Here is a 15,564-nt window from a genome sequence, read left to right as displayed (position 1 = left end):
AATGACCTGTCAAGCGAGGGACGGAGATGCAGATCCATGCAGAGCGCGCATTGCTGCCGGGGGGGTGGGCGTCGGATGTGGGGGTGCGGATCGAGGCCGGGCGTATCGTCGCCGTGGGGCCCGCCGATGGGGGGCGGCGCGTCGGATGCCTGTTGCCAGCGCCGGTGAACCTGCATTCCCACGCCTTTCAGCGCGCGATGGCGGGCATGACAGAGCGGCGCGGCGCGGGGCAGGACAGTTTCTGGACCTGGCGGAGCCTGATGTATCGCTTTCTGGACCGTTTGACGCCCGATGATGTGGAGGCGATTGCCGCGCAGGTGATGGTGGAGATGGCAGAGGCCGGTTACGCCGCGGTTGCGGAGTTCCATTATCTGCATCACCAGCCTGCGGGCGTGCCGTACGCCAACCTGGCAGAAATGTCTGAACGGATCGTCAACGCGGCGGAAGAAACCGGTTTCGGGCTGACGCTGCTGCCTGTGCTGTATCAACGCGGCGGGTGTGACGGGCGCGCGCTGACCCAGGGCCAGGCGCGGTTCGGGAATGATCCCGAGCGGTTTCAGCACCTATGGGAGGGGGCGGCGCGGGCCGTTGCCCGGCTTGCCGATGGCGTGACAGGGGTGGCGCCGCATTCGCTTCGCGCGGTGGACATGGCCGGATTGCGCCTGGCCGAGGGGATCGCCCCGGGCGCGCCCATCCACATTCATCTGGCAGAGCAAGTGGCCGAAGTTGAAGAGGTTTCTGCCGCCATGGGGGCGCGGCCCGTGGAGTGGTTGCTGGCGAACTTTGCTGTGGACGGGCGGTGGTGCCCGATCCATTGCACGCAGATGACGGAGGCAGAGACGCTTGCCCTGGCGCGGTCTGGCGCGGTGGCGGGGCTTTGTCCGATCACCGAGGCGAATCTGGGGGATGGCATCTTTGACGGGGTGCGCTTTGCAGCGGCCGGCGGGCGTTGGGGGGTGGGGTCGGATTCGAATGTGCGGATCAGCCTGGCCGAGGAATTGCGGCTGTTCGAGTATTCGCAAAGGCTGCGTGACCGGGGCCGGGCGCTGCTGGCCGAGGCCGGGCGCTCGACCGGGCGCGTGCTGTGGGAGGGCGCGGTGGCCGGGGGCGCGATGGCCGCGGGGCGGACCTCTGGCCGCATCGCCGAAGGGGCGGTGGCAGACCTCGTTGCGCTGGATATGGACAGCCTTCATCTGGCCGGAAGGGATGGGGATGAGATCCTGGATGCCTTTGTTTTTGCAGGACATGATGGGTTGGTGCGCGAGGTCTGGTCGGCTGGTCGGCATGTCGTGACAGAGGGCCGGCACGTGGCGCGGGAGCGTGTTGCGCAACGGTTTCGTGCGGTGATGTCGGGGCTGCGGGAGAGGGCGTGATGGCAGGTTGGGAGGCGGTCAGGGACGAGGTGCTGCGCCGCATCCGGGCGCGGGTCTGGCCACCGGGGGCGGTGATCCCGGGGGAAGAGGCCCTGGCGGTGGAGTTCGGGGTGGCGCGGGCGACGGTGAACCGGGCGCTGCGGGAGGTGGCGGAAAGCGGGCTGCTGGAGCGGCGGCGGAAGGCCGGCACGCGCGTGGCGGTATTGCCGGTCCGCAAGGCGACGCTGGAAATTCCCATTATCCGGCAAGAGGTTGAGGCGCGGGGTGAACGTTATTCCCAGCGCGTTCTGGCCGAGCGGATGGACCCTGTTCCCTTGGCTGCGGCGCTGCGGATGGGGTTGGCGGAGGGGGTTGATCTGCTTTTTCTGGAAACGCTGCATCTGGCGGGGGGCAGGCCCTTTGCGCATGAGGTGCGCTGGCTTAATCCGGCCGTGCTGCCGGGGGGGGAACTGCCCGATTTCCGGCATATCAGCGCCAATGAATGGCTGGTGCAGAACGTCGCCTATACCATTGGTGATATTGCATTTTCCGCCGAAGCGGCCAGCCCGGAGGAGGCGCTTGCGCTGGGCATCCGGACGGGGGATCCAGTTTTTGTTACCGAGCGTGTGACATGGTCCGGAGAGGCGCCGATCACATTTGTCCGGCTGCTGCATGGGCCGGGTTACCGGCTGCGGACGATGCTGTAGACCCGTGCAGCGCCCGGTGCAGATGGGCAGTGCAGCAGGGCGTATGCACGCAGCGAGCGCCGGACAAGCAATTCATTATGACATGTGAACCAGGCTTGGGCGCGGCGGGGTGCTGCCCTTTGCTGCCCGGCTTCGCATCAGGGGTGCCCCTGCGATGCCCAGCAATGAGGCGGCAGAATAATTTTTGACCATCAAGTAAATCCTGCTAACGCTAGGTCATGCAACGGGCCGGGCCAGCCTTTAGGCTGCAGCGCAGGGTGTGGTTGCCGGGGCGGCGGTCGGAATGGCGACGGGGGCGTGAGGACGGGGATGGGCATGCTGGATCTGTTGGTCAGGGCAGGGCGGCTGCCCGAGGGACGAAGCCCGGTCGACATCGCCGTGAGGGACGGGAAGATCGTGGAGATCGCCCCCCGGATCGAGGCCGAGGCCGGCCGGGTGATCGAGGCGGGCGGGCGGCTGGTGGCGCCGCCCTTTGCCGACCCGCATTTCCACATGGATGCCACGCTCTCGCTTGGCCTGCCGCGACTGAACCGGTCCGGCACGCTGCTGGAGGGGATCGCGCTTTGGGGGGAGTTGAAGCCTCTGCTGACCCCGGAGGCGGTGAAGGAACGCGCGCTGCGCTATTGTGATCTTGCCGTGTCGCAGGGGTTGTTGTCGATCCGGACGCATGTCGATGTCTGCGATGACAGGCTGACGGCGGTGGAGGCGCTGCTGGAGGTTCGGCGCGAGGTGGCGGGCTATATCGACCTGCAACTGGTGGCCTTTCCGCAGGACGGGCTTTACCGGGATCCGACGGCGCATCGGAACCTGATCCGGGCGCTGGACATGGGCGTGGATGTGGTGGGCGGCATCCCGCATTTCGAACGCACCATGCAGGCGGGGGCGGAGTCTGTGCGCGCGCTGTGCGAGATCGCGGCAGAGCGGGGGCTGCCGGTCGATCTGCATTGCGACGAGAGCGACGATCCGATGAGCCGCCATATCGAGACGCTGGCGGCAGAAACCGTGCGGTTGGGCCTGCAGGGGCGGGTGGTGGGGTCGCACTGCACCAGCATGCATTCGATGGACAATTACTATGCCTCCAAGCTGATCCCGCTGATCGCCGAGGCGGGGCTGCATATCGTGCCGAACCCGTTGATCAACATCACGTTGCAGGGGCGGTCGGACACTTACCCCAAGCGGCGGGGGATGACGCGGGTGCCGGAACTGCGCGCGGCGGGGGTCAATGTGGCCTTCGGGCAGGATTGCACGATGGATCCTTGGTATCCGCTGGGATCGGCGGACATGCTGGAGGTGGCGCATATGGGGATACATGCCGCGCCGATGACATCGCGTGAGGCGATGGGGTGGGCGTTTACTTCGGTGACGGTGAACGGGCATCTGGCGATGGGGCTGCCCGATCCGACGCTGCGGGTGGGCGGGGCTGCCAACATGGTGCTGCTGCAGGCGCGCGACCCGATCGAGGCGGTGCGCATGAAGGCCACGCGGCTGGCGGTGATCCGGGCGGGCCGGGTGATTGCCGAGACCGCGCCGCGACTGGCGCGGCTGGATCTGCCGGGGCGTCCGGCGGGGCTGGACCCCGCCGATTACGCGCCGATTGCGGAAGACTGACATCAACAACAAAACCAACGGGGAGTAAGGAAATGCGATTTACGACAACACGGCGTACGATCCTGATGGGGGCTGCGGCCACGCTGGCGCTGCCGGCCTATATCCGCCGGGTGAATGCCCAGACGGCGATCAAGGTGGCGGGGGTCCATGCCTCGCCGGTGGAAAACGCCTGGAATTCGCGCATCCATGCCGCGATGCAGGCGGCGGCGGCGGATGGGCTGATCGAATACGAATTCTCGGAAGGGGTGGCCGCGACCGACTATCCCCGCGCGATGCGGGAATATGCGGAAGGCGGGGCCAAGCTGATCTGGGGCGAAAGCTATGCGGTGGAGGCAGAGGCCCGCGCGGTGGCGGCGGATTACCCCGAGACGGCCTTCCTGATGGGGTCGTCGGGCGGGCCGGAGGGCGACAATTTCGGCGTCTTCGGCACGCGCAACCATGAGGCGGCCTATCTGGCGGGGATGCTGGCGGGCAAGATGTCGAAGACCGGGACCTTCGGGTCGGTCGGTGGCTATCCGATCCCGGAAGTGAACCTGCTGATCAACGCCTTCCGCATGGGCGTGAAGGAGGTGAACCCGGAGGCGAAGTTCCTGAACGGCTTCATCGGGGCGTGGTTCGATCCGGCCAAGGCCAAGGAAGCGGCGGTGGCGCAGATCGACGGCGGGGCGGATATCCTGTTCGGGGAACGCATCGGGACGGCGGATGGCGCGGCCGAGCGGGGGGTGAAGGCGATCGGGTCGCTGATCGACTATACGCCGCGCTATCCGGGGACGGTCTTTGCCAATGCGATCTGGAATTATCGCCCCACGATTGATGCCATCGTGGCCGATGTGGTGGCGGGCAAGCCGGTGGGCCGCGATTACACCGAATATTCCTTCATGAAATATGGCGGGAACGAGTTGATCTATGTGGCGGAAGAGGTTCCCGCCGATGCCGTTCCGGCGATGGAGGAGAAGAAGGCCGCGATTGCTTCGGGTGCCTTCGAGGTGCCGATCGACGCGAACGAGCCTGCGTAAGCGTTGCAGGACGCGACATCCTTGGCAGGGGCCATCGCCTCGGGCGCCGTTTCGGCGTCCGGGGTGATGGAGGCCGCGCTGGAGGCGGCGGCGGCGCGGGGGTTCGGCGCGATCTGCCGGCTGGAGCCGGGGATGGGGCGGGCGGGGGCCTTGGGGCCTTTGTCGGGGCCCTTTGCCGGGGTGCCGTTTCTGGGGAAGGATCTGGGGTCGGGGGCGGCGGGGCTGTCGCCGGTCGCGGGATCTGCGGCGCTGGCGCGGCGGCGGGTGGATCAGGGGGCGGATAGTGACCTGTTCGCGCGGTTCCGGGCGGCGGGGCTGGTGCCTTTAGGGCTGACCACGGTGCCGGAATTCGGGTTGGCTTTGACATCTGATCCTTGCGTGAATCCGTGGGATGGTGCGCTGTCGTCCGGCGGGTCTTCGGGCGGGGCGGCGGCTGCGGTGGCGGCGGGGATCGTGGCGATTGCGCATGCGACGGATGCGGCGGGGTCGATCCGGGTGCCTGCGGCCTGTTGCGGGCTGGTGGGGTTGAAGCCCAGCCGGGGCGCGGTGCCGATGGGGCCGGATCAGGGGAACTGGCTGATGGGGCTGGCGAGCGAGCTGGTGTTGGCGCGGTCGGTGCGGGATGTTGTCACGGCGTTTGATGCGGTGGCAGAGGATGGGGCCGGTGGGCGGGGTTTCGCTGCGGGGCGCGTGGGGGTGATGGTGCCCGAGGGCTGCGATGCGGTGCAGGCCGAGGGGGCAAGGGCCGTGGCGCGGCTGGCCGAAGGTCTGGGGCTGGCGGTGGAGGAGCGCGCGTTTCCGGCTGTGATGGCGGCGCGGGCGGGGGTCGTGGCGCGGCGGGTGCTGACGGCATCTTTGGCAGAGTGGATGGGGTTTCTGGGTGTGTCGGGGGAAGAGTTGACGCCGATTGCGGCGGCTGTGCTGGAGGAGGGCCGCGCGATGGGGGCGGCGGATCTGTTCGCGGCCAGCCGCGAGATGGCGGTGCTGACGGCGGAATGGGAGGGCTGGATGGCCGGGGTGGATGCGGTGATCTCGCCCGTGTTGGCGCGGGGGGTGCCGGAGGTGGGGGCCTTTGACATGACCGCGCGCGATGTGGCGGCGCATTTCGCGCAGATGGGGAAGGTCGCGCCGGGGGCGGCGCTGGCCAATGCGGCGGGCTATCCGGCGCTGGTGATCCCCTTGGCGGGCGGGGGCATTCCGGTGGGGGTGCAGATCGCGGGCCGTGTGGGATGCGACCGGGCGCTTTTGGCGCTGGGCGCGCGGTTGGCGGCGGCGCTGCCGCCTGTTGCCTATCCTTTCGATATCGCGGGGCATCCATGAGCGGTGGGGCGGTTCTGGAACTGGAGGGGATCACCAAGCGCTTTGGCGCGCTGGTGGCGAATGACGACGTGACCCTGTCCCTGAAAAAGGGAGAGGTGCTGGCCCTGCTGGGCGAGAATGGCGCGGGCAAGACGACGCTGATGAACATCCTGTTCGGCCATTATGCGGCGGATGCGGGCGAGGTGCGGGTGGAGGGCAGACCCTTGCCGCCCGGAAAGCCGCGCGCGGCCATCGCCGCGGGCGTGGGGATGGTGCATCAGCATTTCACGCTGGCGGGCAATCTGACGGTGCTGGAAAACATCGTCATCGGGTCCGAGCCGCTTTGGAAGGTGGGGTCTGACCGCGACGGGGCCGCCCGAAAGCTTATGCAGCTATCGGCCACCTTCGGGCTGCCGGTGGACCCGGAGGCGCGGGTGGGTGATCTTTCGGTGGGCGAGCGGCAGCGGGTGGAGATCCTGAAGGCGCTGTATCGCGATGCGCGGATCCTGATCCTGGATGAACCGACGGCGGTGCTGGCCCGGCCCGAGGCAGAGCAGTTGTTCCGCATCCTGCGGGGCATGGCGCAGGGGGGGCTGTCGATCATCTTCATCAGCCACAAGCTGCATGAGGTGATGGGGGCATCGGACCGGGTCGTCGTGCTGCGCGGGGGCAGGGTCGTGGCAGAGCGGGCGACGGCAGAGACGAACCCCGCCGAACTGGCGGAACTGATGGTGGGCCGTGCCGTGGCACGACCGAAGCGCGAGGCGCATGCGGCGGGGGCGCCGGTGGTGGTGGCAAAGGGGCTGTCGGCATCGGCGGGCGGGGGCATGGCGCTGGACGCCGTGGATTTCGAGGTGCGGACGGGCGAGATTCTGGGGATCGTCGGGGTTTCCGGCAACGGGCAGGCGATGCTGGGGCGGGTGCTTTCGGGGCTGGCGCGGCTGGATGCCGGGACCATCACCTTTGACGGGCGCGACATCGCGCGGATCACCCCGCGCGCGGCGGTGCGTATGGGCATCGGGCGGGTGCCGGAGGATCGCCATGCCGAGGGCGTGGTGGGGGATCTGGCCGTCTGGGAAAACGCGGTGCTGGAGCGGGTGCGCGACTTTTCCCGCTGGGGCTTCGTGCGGCGGCGGGCGGCCGAGGCGCATGCGGCGGGGCTGATTGCGCGGTTCGACATTCGCGGCGCGGGGCCTGCGACGCGGACAAGGCTCTTGTCGGGCGGGAACATGCAGAAGCTGATCCTTGGGCGCAATCTGGCGGCGGGGCCGCGCTTCCTGCTGGCCAATCAGCCGACGCGGGGGCTGGATGAGGGGGCCATTGCGGCGGTGCATCAGGAATTGCTGATGGCACGCTCCGAGGGGGCGGCGATCCTGCTGATATCGGAAGATCTGGAGGAGGCGGTGGGATTGTCGGACAGGTTGCAGGCAATTTCCAAGGGGCGGCTGTCGGAACCGATTGCCGCCGAGGAGGTGGATGCGCGGCGGCTGGGGCTGATGATGGCCGGGGTCTGGGAGACGCGCGATGCGGTTTGAACGGCGCGAGGACGTGTCGCTTCCGGCGCTGATCCTTGCGCCGCTGATCGCGGTGCTGGCGGCGCTGGTGCTGTGCGCGGGGCTGATCGCCATGGCGGGGGTCAGCCCCTGGCTGGCCTATGGCGAGATGCTGCGCGGGGCCTTCGGATCGCGGCTGGCGGTGACGGAGACCTTTACCCGCGCCTCGCCGCTGATCCTGACGGGTCTGGCGGCGGCGGTCGCGTTCCGGGCGCGGCTGTGGAACATCGGGGGGGAGGGGCAGTTCTACATGGGGGCGCTGGCGGCGGCGGCGCTGGGGCATTCGGCGCTGGCGGGCTGGCCCTTGCCCCTGGCCTGGGCGGCGCTGGCAGCGGCGGGGATGGCGGCGGGGGCGGTGCTTCTGCTGGTGCCTGCGGTGCTGCGGCTGCGGTTTGGCGTCGATGAGGTGGTGACGACGCTGCTTCTGAATTTCATCGTGCTGCTCATTGTCGGGCTGATGGTGGAGGGGGTGCTGAAGGATCCGATGGCCTTCGGCTGGCCGCAATCGGTGCCGGTGGCGGCGGGGCTGCGCTTGCCCGACCTGGTGCCGAGATCGCGGCTGCATGTGGGGATCGTGCTGGCGGTTGTCGTGGTGCTGCTGGTCTGGCTGGTGCAGGCGCGGACGGTGTTCGGGGCGGAAACGCGGGCGGCGGGGCTGAACCCGCGTGCGGCGGCCTTTGCGGGGGTGCCGATCACGGCGACGCTGGTGAAGGTGGCGCTGTTGTCCGGCGGTTTGGCGGGGCTGGCGGGCGCGATCGAGGTGCTGGGGCCGGTGGGCTATGTCACCACCACCATGTCGCCGGGCTTCGGCTATGCCGGGATCGTGGTGGCGATGCTGGCGGCGCTGCATCCGCTGGGCGTGGTGGCGGCGTCGGTCTTTGTGGCGACGGTCTTCGTCGGCGCGGATGCGATGAGCCGGGCGACGGGGGTGCCAAGCTTCATCGCCGATGTGATCATGGCGGTGGCGTTGCTGGCGATGCTGGTGGCGCTTTTGTTCACAACCTGGCGGGTGCGGCGATGATGGAAGCCCTCGATATCCTGACGACGGCGAGCCTTTGGGCGGCGGTGCTGCGGATCGCGACGCCCTTGATCTTTGGCGTGCTGGGGGCGCTGATCTGTGAACGCGCGGGGGTTCTGAACCTTGGGATCGAAGGGATCATGACCATGGGGGCCATGGTCGGCTGGCTGACGGTCTATTGGGGGGGCGATCTGTGGGCGGGGCTGGCGATGGCGGTGCTGGCGGGGATGGCGATGGGCTGGCTGCATGCGATGCTGACGGTGCCCCTGGGCCTGTCGCAGCATGTGTCGGGGCTGGGGATCACGCTGCTGGCTTCGGCGCTGGCTTACTACCTTTACCGGTTGTGGGTGCAGGTCGGTGACCTGCCGCCCACGATCGAGCCGTTCCAGCCCTGGCCGATCCCCGGCCTGTCGGCGATCCCGTTCCTGGGCGATGTGGTGTTCACCCAGACGCCGCCCACCTATGTGGCGTTGATCCTTGTGGGGCTGGTGGCCTGGATGCTGGCGCGCACGCCGATGGGCCTTGCGCTGCGGATGACGGGGGAGAACCCGCATGCGGTGGAGGCGCAGGGGTTGAACCCGGTGCGCATCCGCATCTGGGCGGTGATGGTGGGATCGGGGATCATGGCGCTGGGGGGGGCGTTCCTGACGACGGCGGCCTTCAACAGCTTTTTCCCCGGCATGGTGCAGGGGCGGGGATGGATCTGCATTGCGCTGGTGGTGTTCGCGTCCTGGCGGCCGGGCAAGGCGCTGCTGGGGGCGCTGCTGTTTGCGCTGTTCGATGCGTTTCAGTTGCGTCTGCAGACGGTGGTGGAGGGGGTGCCCTATCAGCTGTTCCTGATGGCGCCCTATGTGCTGTCGATTGTGGCGCTGATCCTTGTGGCGCGGCGGGCGCGGGTGCCCGAGGCGCTGATGCAGCCCTATCGGCGGGGAGAGCGCTGAGGGATTAGGCGCAACCTAACCAATGCCGAGAGAAATGCATGTTTCGCCTAACCAATGTCTCACATAGAGCAAAGGGGGGGGCCTTGCGCCCGATGCGAAAGGGAGTGCGGCAATGGCGGTTGAGACGGTCGATACGCTGGTGATCGGGGGCGGGCAGGCGGGGCTTGCCATGAGCGCGCATCTGGGGCGGCGGGGGATGGACCATCTGGTGGTGGAGCGCCACCGCATCGCCGAGCGCTGGCGGACGGAGCGCTGGGATTCGCTGGTGGCCAATGGCCCGGCCTGGCATGATCGCTTTCCGGCGATGACCTTCGATGACATGGACCCGGATGCCTTTGCGCCGAAGGACCGGATCGTGCGCTATTTCGAAACGCTGGCCGAGCGGGAGAAGATGCCGGTGCGCTGTGGCGTCGAGGTGCGGCAGCTGGTGCAGCGGCCCGAGGGGGGATTTCGCGCCACGCTGGCGGATGGCGGGGTGATCGAGGCGCGGAATGTGGTGGCGGCGACGGGGCCGTTCCAGAAGCCGGTCTTTCCGGCGATGATCCCGGACAGCGCGGGCGTGATGCAGATCCATTCCAACCATTACCGCAATCCGGGCCAGTTGCCGGAGGGGGCTGTGCTGGTGGTAGGGGCGGGGTCTTCGGGGGCGCAGATTGCGGATGAACTGCTGCGGTCGGGGCGCGAGGTCTATCTGTCCGTGGGGCCGCATGACCGGCCGCCGCGCGCCTATCGGGGGCGGGATTTCGTCTGGTGGCTGGGGGCGCTGGGCAAGTGGGATGCGCGGGCGGTCGAGCCGGGGATGGAGCATGTGACCATCGCGGTCAGCGGCGCGGAAGGCGGGCAGACGGTGGATTTCCGCAATCTGGGCAACCGGGGGATGAAGCTGGTCGGACGGACGGATCGCTGCGAGGGGGGCGTGCTGCATTTCGCGCCGGATCTGGCTGCGAACATCGCGCGGGGGGATGCGAATTACCTGTCGGTGCTGGACGAGGCTGATGCCCATGTGGCGCGCGAGGGGCTGGATCTGCCCGAGGAGCCCGAAGCGCGGGTGTTCGAGCCGGTGCCGGATTGCGTGACCGATCCCATCCTGTCGCTGGACCTGAAGGCGGCGGGGGTGGGCGCGGTGATCTGGGCGACGGGCTATGTGCTGGATTTCGGCTGGATCGGCATCGACGTCTTCGACGACAAGGGCCGCCCGCGCCATGACAAGGGCATCTCCGAGGTGCCGGGGCTGTATTTCCTGGGCCTGCCATGGCTTTCACGCCGGGCGTCGCCCTTCATCTGGGGCGTCTGGCATGATGCAGACCATCTGGCGGGCCATATCGCCGGGCGTGGCTGAAGCGCCAGCGGCGGCAGGGGCGGATCAGGCCATCCGGTTCTGGAAATGCGGCACGATGAGCCGCCACATGCTGCCCAGCGTCATCACCGCCGCAAGGAGCGTGCCGAACAGGGCCGCCAGCACGAGTGCGCCGGGATCGGTGTAGCCGCCGATGAAATGGGCGATGCCGACACATGCAAGCGGAAGGTGAAGGCCGAGAAAGGCGATTCCCAGCATCCGGACGACGGTGTCGCATTCGCTGGGGATATGCTGAGGCATGGTCATTTCCTCCCTGAGTTCTGCTGACAAGGAAAACGGTCTACCGGCAGGCGAATTTATACAGCCGAAAGGATGATCCACCCATCCGTCGGACGGAGGCGCGACGCGGGGCGCCCGCCGGGCGATTCCGCGCCCTTGGCAGGGTTGTTTACGGGTCTTGAAGCCGCCGGATGGACCGCCTAACGTCGCGCCATCAGTGCGGACGGTATCTGGGAGGAGACTGTGCGAAGCCGGTGTGACCGCGAAGCCCGGGATCTTCTGGGCGGCCTTTTCGAAAGCGGGCTTGGATCATTTGTCGAGTCCGTGCCGGGCGAGGCGCAGGTCGAGGCGCTGGTCGAGGTGCTGTGCCGGCTGGAGCCGGGGATGCAGCAGGACCTGTCGGGCATTTCGGGGCTGGGGCGGGACGGCGAGGATCTGGGCCAGATCGTGGCCGCCGCCGCCGCCATTGCGCAGAGGCGCTGGCAGCGGGGCGAACTGGATTTCGACGGTGGCGTGGCGCTTTTCGTCGGTCTGGAGCGGTTGTTGCGCTTTGAAGGGCGCAAGGATAGGTTCGGCGGCGGACGTGTCCTGCTTCTGGTCCCGGAGGGTGAGGAGCATCTGCTTGGCCCGCGTCTTGTGCGGCGCGAGCTTGTGGCGGCGGGCTGCGATGTGACGCTGGAGATCGGCGCAACGCCGGAGCGGTGGCTTGGTCATGTGGCGACCGAGGTTTTCGATGTTGTGGGCCTGTCGTTTGGCCATGACGAGTTGCTGGCAGAGGCGCGGGACTGGATCGACGGGATCAGGGCTGCGTCCTGCCATGCGGGTGTTTCGATCATGGTCGGCGGTGCCGCCCTGACGGCGGCGCAGGAAGCCTATCGGTTTCTTGGCGCAGATCTGGTGACATGCGACTTGGCCGTGGCGACATCCTTTCTGAAAGGAGGGCGCGTCCGGCCTGGAAAGGCGAATTGACGATGGGACGCGCAGAGACCGGGCATTACACCGAGCGGCTGGCCGCCGGGCAGATTGCCCGACTGATGGACGGGCTGGCCGATCTGGTGATCGAGCTGGACCGTGCCGGCAGGGTGCAGGAGATTCACGGGGCACAGGCGGCCGGTTTGCTGGGCTGGGTGGGGCAACCCTTTGATGCCATCGTGTTTTCCGACAGCGCCGAAAAGGCGCGGAGCCTGCTGGAAGATGTGCTGACCCCGGTCGCGCCGGACTCTGCCGCCGAGATTGGCGGGGGGCGGCATGTCAATCTTGTGGGGGGGGCGGGGCTGCCCATGCCCTTTCTGCTGCGGACCGTCCGCTTTGGCGGGGCGGGGCAGGGGGTGCGCCTTCTGCTGGGAAGGGATCTGGCGCCTGAAAGCCGGATCCAGCGGCAGTTTCAGGCCGCGCAGCAGACGCTGGTGCGGGACTATGAGGCGCGACTTGCGATGATCCAGGATCGCTATCGGCGGGAAATGGAAGCCTCGTCCGTGGAAGAGGCGGCGCGGCAGGTGGGCAAGTCACCGCTTGAGGTGATCCTTGCCGCCTTCGTGCAGCGCCTGCGGCGGCGCTGCGCGCTGGAGGCGGTGGGGCAGGCGCGCGAGGATTATCGCCACGCGGCCGAGATCCTGGGGATCAGCGTCGAGGAGTTGGATCAGATCCTGCAGGCCCCGGTGGCCGAATAGCCGGTTGCCGAATGGCCCGATCACTCGGGCTGGAAGCCCGAGATCAGCTGGCGCAGGCCGATGACGGCCCCGATGGCGATGGCCACCAGCGTGACGGGGCCGGACCAGGCGAGGGTGGCAAAGCCCGTGACGCCCTGACCGACCGAGCAGCCCATCGCGACCACGCCGCCGATGCCCATCAGCACCGCGCCGCCCACCTGCCGGCCCAGTTCGCGCGGGTCTTCGCAGGCCTCCCAGCGGAACATGCCGCGGATCATGGAGCCGATCAGCGCCCCGGCCATGACGCCCACGACGGAGCCGACCGAGAAGGTGATGCCGCCCGCGGTGGAGGTCATCAGGAAGATCAGCGTGCGCCCGACGGGGGCGGTGAAGGAGGGGCCTTCGACCGAGACCGCGCCAAGGCTTGATTCGTAAAGCCAGGTCGTGCCGGCAAAGCACCAGACCACGGCAAGGCCCGCCGCCACGCCCCAGGCGATCATCCGGGGGTTCTGGCGCAGGCCGCGATGGGACAGGGCCCAGAAGGCGGCGAGCGCGGCGATGGCCAGCGTGGCGGCAAGGGGCGGGATGCCAAGCCTGCCCAGATCATGCAGGATGCCCTGCGGGCCGGTGGCATCGGGCTGGGGAAAGAGCGCCGTGCGCAGCGGGGCCAGCGGGCCGGAAAGCGCGATGAAGCCGAAGATGCCCATGACGACGACCACCACCAGCGAGCGCAGGTCGCCGCCGCCGAAGCGGACCAGCGCGCCGAAGCCGCAATTGCCGGCCAGGGCCATGCCATAGCCGAAGACCAGCCCGCCGATGATGGAGCCGAGCGGATTCCATTGCAGGCTGTGGTAGAAGCTGGCGCCAAGGTCGATCAGCCCCGTCATCGCGCCGATCTGCGTGCCCAGGATGGCCACGGCCAGCACGATCCCCCAAAGCCGGAGGCGGCGCTGATCCTGGGCATAGACGGCGCTTTCCAGCGCGCCGAGGGTGCAGAAATCCCCCAGGCGGGCGGCCAGCCCCATGACCAGCCCGCCGACCAGCCCGACGAGGGCCGCCAGCATTCCGATGGGCAGAGACTCCATCGTCCTTCCTCCCTTTCCTGACCCGCGGCGCAACCTGCGGGGATGCGATCCTGTCAGTCCCGATCTTGTGCCGGGTGGCCGAACAGGCGGCAAAGCAGTTGGATCATCTCCGCGACCTTGGGGTCAAGGAGAGAGTAGAAGATGGCCTGCCCTTCGCGCCGCGCGCTGACGAGCCCCTCGAGGCGCAGGCGGGCGAGTTGCTGGCTGACGACAGCCTGACGCGCGGAGAGCAGGTTTTCAAGTTCGGTGACGCTTTTCGGGCCGCCATGCAGGTGGCACAGGATCGTCAGGCGGCCGTCATGGCCGAGCGCCTTGAGAAAATTCGCGGCGGTCTCTGCCTCGGCCACGAGTTCGGCGAGGCTGGGGGATGTCACGGCCTTGTCCATGTCTGCGGCGCTCAGATCCAGTGTGCTGTCCCCGTCTGTTCTGCCGCCTAGATGAACCTATTGGCGGGCGATCACAACATTTTCGTGCGGCTGCCGGACATGGCGGGGCGGGCTGGAACCGGGATGCATCAGTTCCCGGCGGCGGCGATCATCTGCGCCAGCAGGGGCCAGAAGAAATCTTCGCCCGGATAGCCTTCGATGCGCGAGAGTTCGGTTCCGTCGCGCAGCAGGATGAAGGTGGGGGTGAAGACGGGCGGGGCGCGGAGCGTGACGCCGTCGGGAAGCGGTTCGCGCAGTTGGAGTTGCAGCAGAGGGGCGGCGATGCCTTCGGCGGTCAGCGGGTATTCGGGGCCGACTTCCGCGTGCCAGCGGGCGCAGTAGATGCAGCCCGGCTGTTCCACCATGGCCAGTTGCAGGCCCTGCGCCTGTGCCATCGGCGCGGCCCAGGCCAGAAGCAGGGCCAGCGCGACAAGCGCGGCGCGGAGGATATGCCCGCGAGAGGCCCCGGCAGAGCCAGGGAAGGGAACCGATGACGGCGGGGGAAGGCGGTTGCCCATGTTGACGCCCATATAAAGATAGTAATATTCTAATGTAACTTTGCCATTTGGGCAAGGCAGCGCTTCGGGGAGGGAGCGATGCTGGAAGTTTCCTTCACGGGTGCGGCGCTGGCCGGGCTTTTGTCTTTTCTTTCGCCCTGCATCCTGCCGATGGTGCCCTTCTATCTGTCCTATATGGCGGGGCTTTCGGTCAAGGAATTGCGCGACGGGGGCACGATCGCGCCGGGCGCGCAGCGGCGGCTTGTGGTGCAGGCGGTGGCCTTTGCGCTGGGGGTGACGTCGATCTTCGTGCTTCTGGGGCTGGGGGCCACGGCGCTGGGGCGGGTGTTCCTGCAATGGAAGGAAGTGCTGTCCTGGGTGGCGGGCGGGGTGCTGATCCTGTTCGGGTTGCATTTCCTGGGCGTGCTGAGAATCGCGCTGTTCTACCGCGAGGCGCGGGTGCAGACGGAAGCCAAGCCGCGCACGCTGATCGGGGCCTATGTGATGGGGCTGGCCTTCGGTTTCGGCTGGACGCCCTGCGTGGGGCCTGCGCTGGCGGCAATCCTGATGGTGGCCAGCGGCATGGGTGACTTGTGGCGCGGGGGGGCGCTGCTTTTGGTCTATGGGCTGGGCATGACCTTGCCCTTCGTGCTGGCGGCGGCCTTTGCAGGGCCGTTCCTGGCCTGGGTGGCGCGGCATCGGGCGCTGATGGGGCATGTGGAAAAGGCGATGGGGGTGATGCTGATCGTCTTCGGCATCCTGATCGCCACCAATTCGGTGAACCTGATCGCGGATTGGATGATCCGCAATTTCGACTGGTCTGGCACCTTGAGATGAC

General features: G+C 68.0%; 16 protein-coding genes. 12 read left to right on the top strand and 4 right to left on the bottom strand.

The genetic code is table 11. The features are described 5' to 3' along the window. The first annotated feature begins 26 nt into the window (after positions 1 to 26). The 9 genes from G5V65_RS11965 to G5V65_RS11925 all read left to right on the top strand — a co-directional run bounded on the left by G5V65_RS11965 (position 27) and on the right by G5V65_RS11925 (position 10,833). Entirely contained in the window at positions 27 to 1,373 is a 1,347-nt protein-coding gene (locus tag G5V65_RS11965) for a formimidoylglutamate deiminase (protein WP_165050342.1), read from the top strand. Beyond that, positions 1,370 to 2,059, top strand: coding sequence for a GntR family transcriptional regulator (locus G5V65_RS11960; RefSeq protein ID WP_165050340.1), 690 nt, complete (start codon positions 1,370 to 1,372; stop codon positions 2,057 to 2,059). Before G5V65_RS11965 ends, G5V65_RS11960 begins: the two co-directional genes overlap by 4 nt. 315 nt (positions 2,060 to 2,374) lie before the next feature. Then, positions 2,375 to 3,667, top strand: a complete 1,293-nt coding sequence (locus G5V65_RS11955) for an amidohydrolase family protein (protein ID WP_165050338.1) — start codon at positions 2,375 to 2,377, stop codon at positions 3,665 to 3,667. 32 nt (positions 3,668 to 3,699) lie between these two features. Further along, positions 3,700 to 4,683, top strand: coding sequence for a BMP family protein (locus tag G5V65_RS11950; protein ID WP_165050336.1), 984 nt, complete (start codon positions 3,700 to 3,702; stop codon positions 4,681 to 4,683). Between the two features lie 21 nt (positions 4,684 to 4,704). Next, positions 4,705 to 6,003 (top strand): amidase family protein, encoded by a 1,299-nt coding sequence (locus tag G5V65_RS11945; protein ID WP_165050334.1) that lies wholly within the window; start codon positions 4,705 to 4,707, stop codon positions 6,001 to 6,003. Further along, a complete protein-coding gene (locus G5V65_RS11940) occupies positions 6,000 to 7,517 on the top strand; it encodes an ABC transporter ATP-binding protein (RefSeq protein ID WP_165050332.1) in 1,518 nt (505 codons plus the stop codon). The genes G5V65_RS11945 and G5V65_RS11940 overlap by 4 nt, the downstream gene beginning before the upstream one ends. Then, a complete protein-coding gene (locus G5V65_RS11935) occupies positions 7,507 to 8,556 on the top strand; it encodes an ABC transporter permease (protein ID WP_165050330.1) in 1,050 nt (349 codons plus the stop codon). The genes G5V65_RS11940 and G5V65_RS11935 overlap by 11 nt, the downstream gene beginning before the upstream one ends. Then, positions 8,553 to 9,494 (top strand): ABC transporter permease, encoded by a 942-nt coding sequence (locus G5V65_RS11930; RefSeq protein ID WP_165050328.1) that lies wholly within the window; start codon positions 8,553 to 8,555, stop codon positions 9,492 to 9,494. The genes G5V65_RS11935 and G5V65_RS11930 overlap by 4 nt, the downstream gene beginning before the upstream one ends. A gap of 112 nt (positions 9,495 to 9,606) precedes the next feature. After that, positions 9,607 to 10,833, top strand: a complete 1,227-nt coding sequence (locus G5V65_RS11925; protein ID WP_165050325.1) for a flavin-containing monooxygenase — start codon at positions 9,607 to 9,609, stop codon at positions 10,831 to 10,833. A 24-nt stretch (positions 10,834 to 10,857) separates the two neighbouring features. Here G5V65_RS11925 and G5V65_RS11920 read toward each other — a convergent pair whose 3' ends face one another. After that, positions 10,858 to 11,091, bottom strand: coding sequence for a hypothetical protein (locus G5V65_RS11920; protein ID WP_165050323.1), 234 nt, complete (start codon positions 11,089 to 11,091; stop codon positions 10,858 to 10,860). Between the two features lie 222 nt (positions 11,092 to 11,313). Here G5V65_RS11920 and G5V65_RS11915 point away from each other — a divergent pair, with 222 nt between their 5' ends. Then, the gene (locus G5V65_RS11915) at positions 11,314 to 12,039 is read left to right on the top strand and encodes a cobalamin B12-binding domain-containing protein (protein WP_165050321.1); all 726 of its coding nucleotides are present in this window, start codon (positions 11,314 to 11,316) and stop codon (positions 12,037 to 12,039) included. 2 nt (positions 12,040 to 12,041) lie between these two features. After that, complete coding sequence (locus G5V65_RS11910) at positions 12,042 to 12,740, top strand: hypothetical protein (RefSeq protein ID WP_165050318.1); 699 nt, start codon at positions 12,042 to 12,044, stop codon at positions 12,738 to 12,740. Positions 12,741 to 12,760: 20 nt separating this feature from the next. Here G5V65_RS11910 and G5V65_RS11905 read toward each other — a convergent pair whose 3' ends face one another. From G5V65_RS11905 to G5V65_RS11895, 3 genes are all read right to left on the bottom strand, one after another. After that, on the bottom strand, positions 12,761 to 13,804 hold the full coding sequence (locus tag G5V65_RS11905; protein WP_165050316.1) for a YeeE/YedE family protein: 1,044 nt from the start codon (positions 13,802 to 13,804) through the stop codon (positions 12,761 to 12,763). A gap of 53 nt (positions 13,805 to 13,857) precedes the next feature. Then, positions 13,858 to 14,190, bottom strand: coding sequence for an ArsR/SmtB family transcription factor (locus G5V65_RS11900; protein ID WP_165050314.1), 333 nt, complete (start codon positions 14,188 to 14,190; stop codon positions 13,858 to 13,860). Positions 14,191 to 14,318: 128 nt separating this feature from the next. Further along, positions 14,319 to 14,759, bottom strand: coding sequence for a thioredoxin family protein (locus tag G5V65_RS11895; RefSeq protein WP_241250540.1), 441 nt, complete (start codon positions 14,757 to 14,759; stop codon positions 14,319 to 14,321). Positions 14,760 to 14,825: 66 nt separating this feature from the next. On the opposite strand from G5V65_RS11895, the gene G5V65_RS11890 reads away from it, so the two are divergent. Beyond that, complete coding sequence (locus G5V65_RS11890; protein WP_165050312.1) at positions 14,826 to 15,563, top strand: cytochrome c biogenesis CcdA family protein; 738 nt, start codon at positions 14,826 to 14,828, stop codon at positions 15,561 to 15,563. Position 15,564 lies beyond the last annotated feature (1 nt).

The organism is Paragemmobacter kunshanensis (assembly GCF_011059185.1).
GTDB classification, from domain to species: domain Bacteria; phylum Pseudomonadota; class Alphaproteobacteria; order Rhodobacterales; family Rhodobacteraceae; genus Paragemmobacter; species Paragemmobacter kunshanensis.
Note: the sequence above shows the minus strand (reverse complement) of the source record. Positions and strands in the feature narration are given on the sequence as shown.

Bases quoted from the DNA above. Each gene is read 5' to 3' on its own strand.
- G5V65_RS11965 (WP_165050342.1), top strand. From the start codon at position 27: ATGCAGATCCATGCAGAGCGCGCATTGCTGCCGGGGGGGTGGGCGTCG.
- G5V65_RS11955 (WP_165050338.1), top strand. From the start codon at position 2,375: ATGCTGGATCTGTTGGTCAGGGCAGGGCGGCTGCCCGAGGGACGAAGC.
- G5V65_RS11950 (WP_165050336.1), top strand. From the start codon at position 3,700: ATGCGATTTACGACAACACGGCGTACGATCCTGATGGGGGCTGCGGCC.
- G5V65_RS11940 (WP_165050332.1), top strand. From the start codon at position 6,000: ATGAGCGGTGGGGCGGTTCTGGAACTGGAGGGGATCACCAAGCGCTTT.
- G5V65_RS11935 (WP_165050330.1), top strand. From the start codon at position 7,507: ATGCGGTTTGAACGGCGCGAGGACGTGTCGCTTCCGGCGCTGATCCTT.
- G5V65_RS11930 (WP_165050328.1), top strand. From the start codon at position 8,553: ATGATGGAAGCCCTCGATATCCTGACGACGGCGAGCCTTTGGGCGGCG.
- G5V65_RS11925 (WP_165050325.1), top strand. From the start codon at position 9,607: ATGGCGGTTGAGACGGTCGATACGCTGGTGATCGGGGGCGGGCAGGCG.
- G5V65_RS11920 (WP_165050323.1), bottom strand. From the start codon at position 11,091: ATGCCTCAGCATATCCCCAGCGAATGCGACACCGTCGTCCGGATGCTG.
- G5V65_RS11910 (WP_165050318.1), top strand. From the start codon at position 12,042: ATGGGACGCGCAGAGACCGGGCATTACACCGAGCGGCTGGCCGCCGGG.
- G5V65_RS11905 (WP_165050316.1), bottom strand. From the start codon at position 13,804: ATGGAGTCTCTGCCCATCGGAATGCTGGCGGCCCTCGTCGGGCTGGTC.
- G5V65_RS11900 (WP_165050314.1), bottom strand. From the start codon at position 14,190: ATGGACAAGGCCGTGACATCCCCCAGCCTCGCCGAACTCGTGGCCGAG.
- G5V65_RS11895 (WP_241250540.1), bottom strand. From the start codon at position 14,759: ATGGGCGTCAACATGGGCAACCGCCTTCCCCCGCCGTCATCGGTTCCC.
- G5V65_RS11890 (WP_165050312.1), top strand. From the start codon at position 14,826: ATGCTGGAAGTTTCCTTCACGGGTGCGGCGCTGGCCGGGCTTTTGTCT.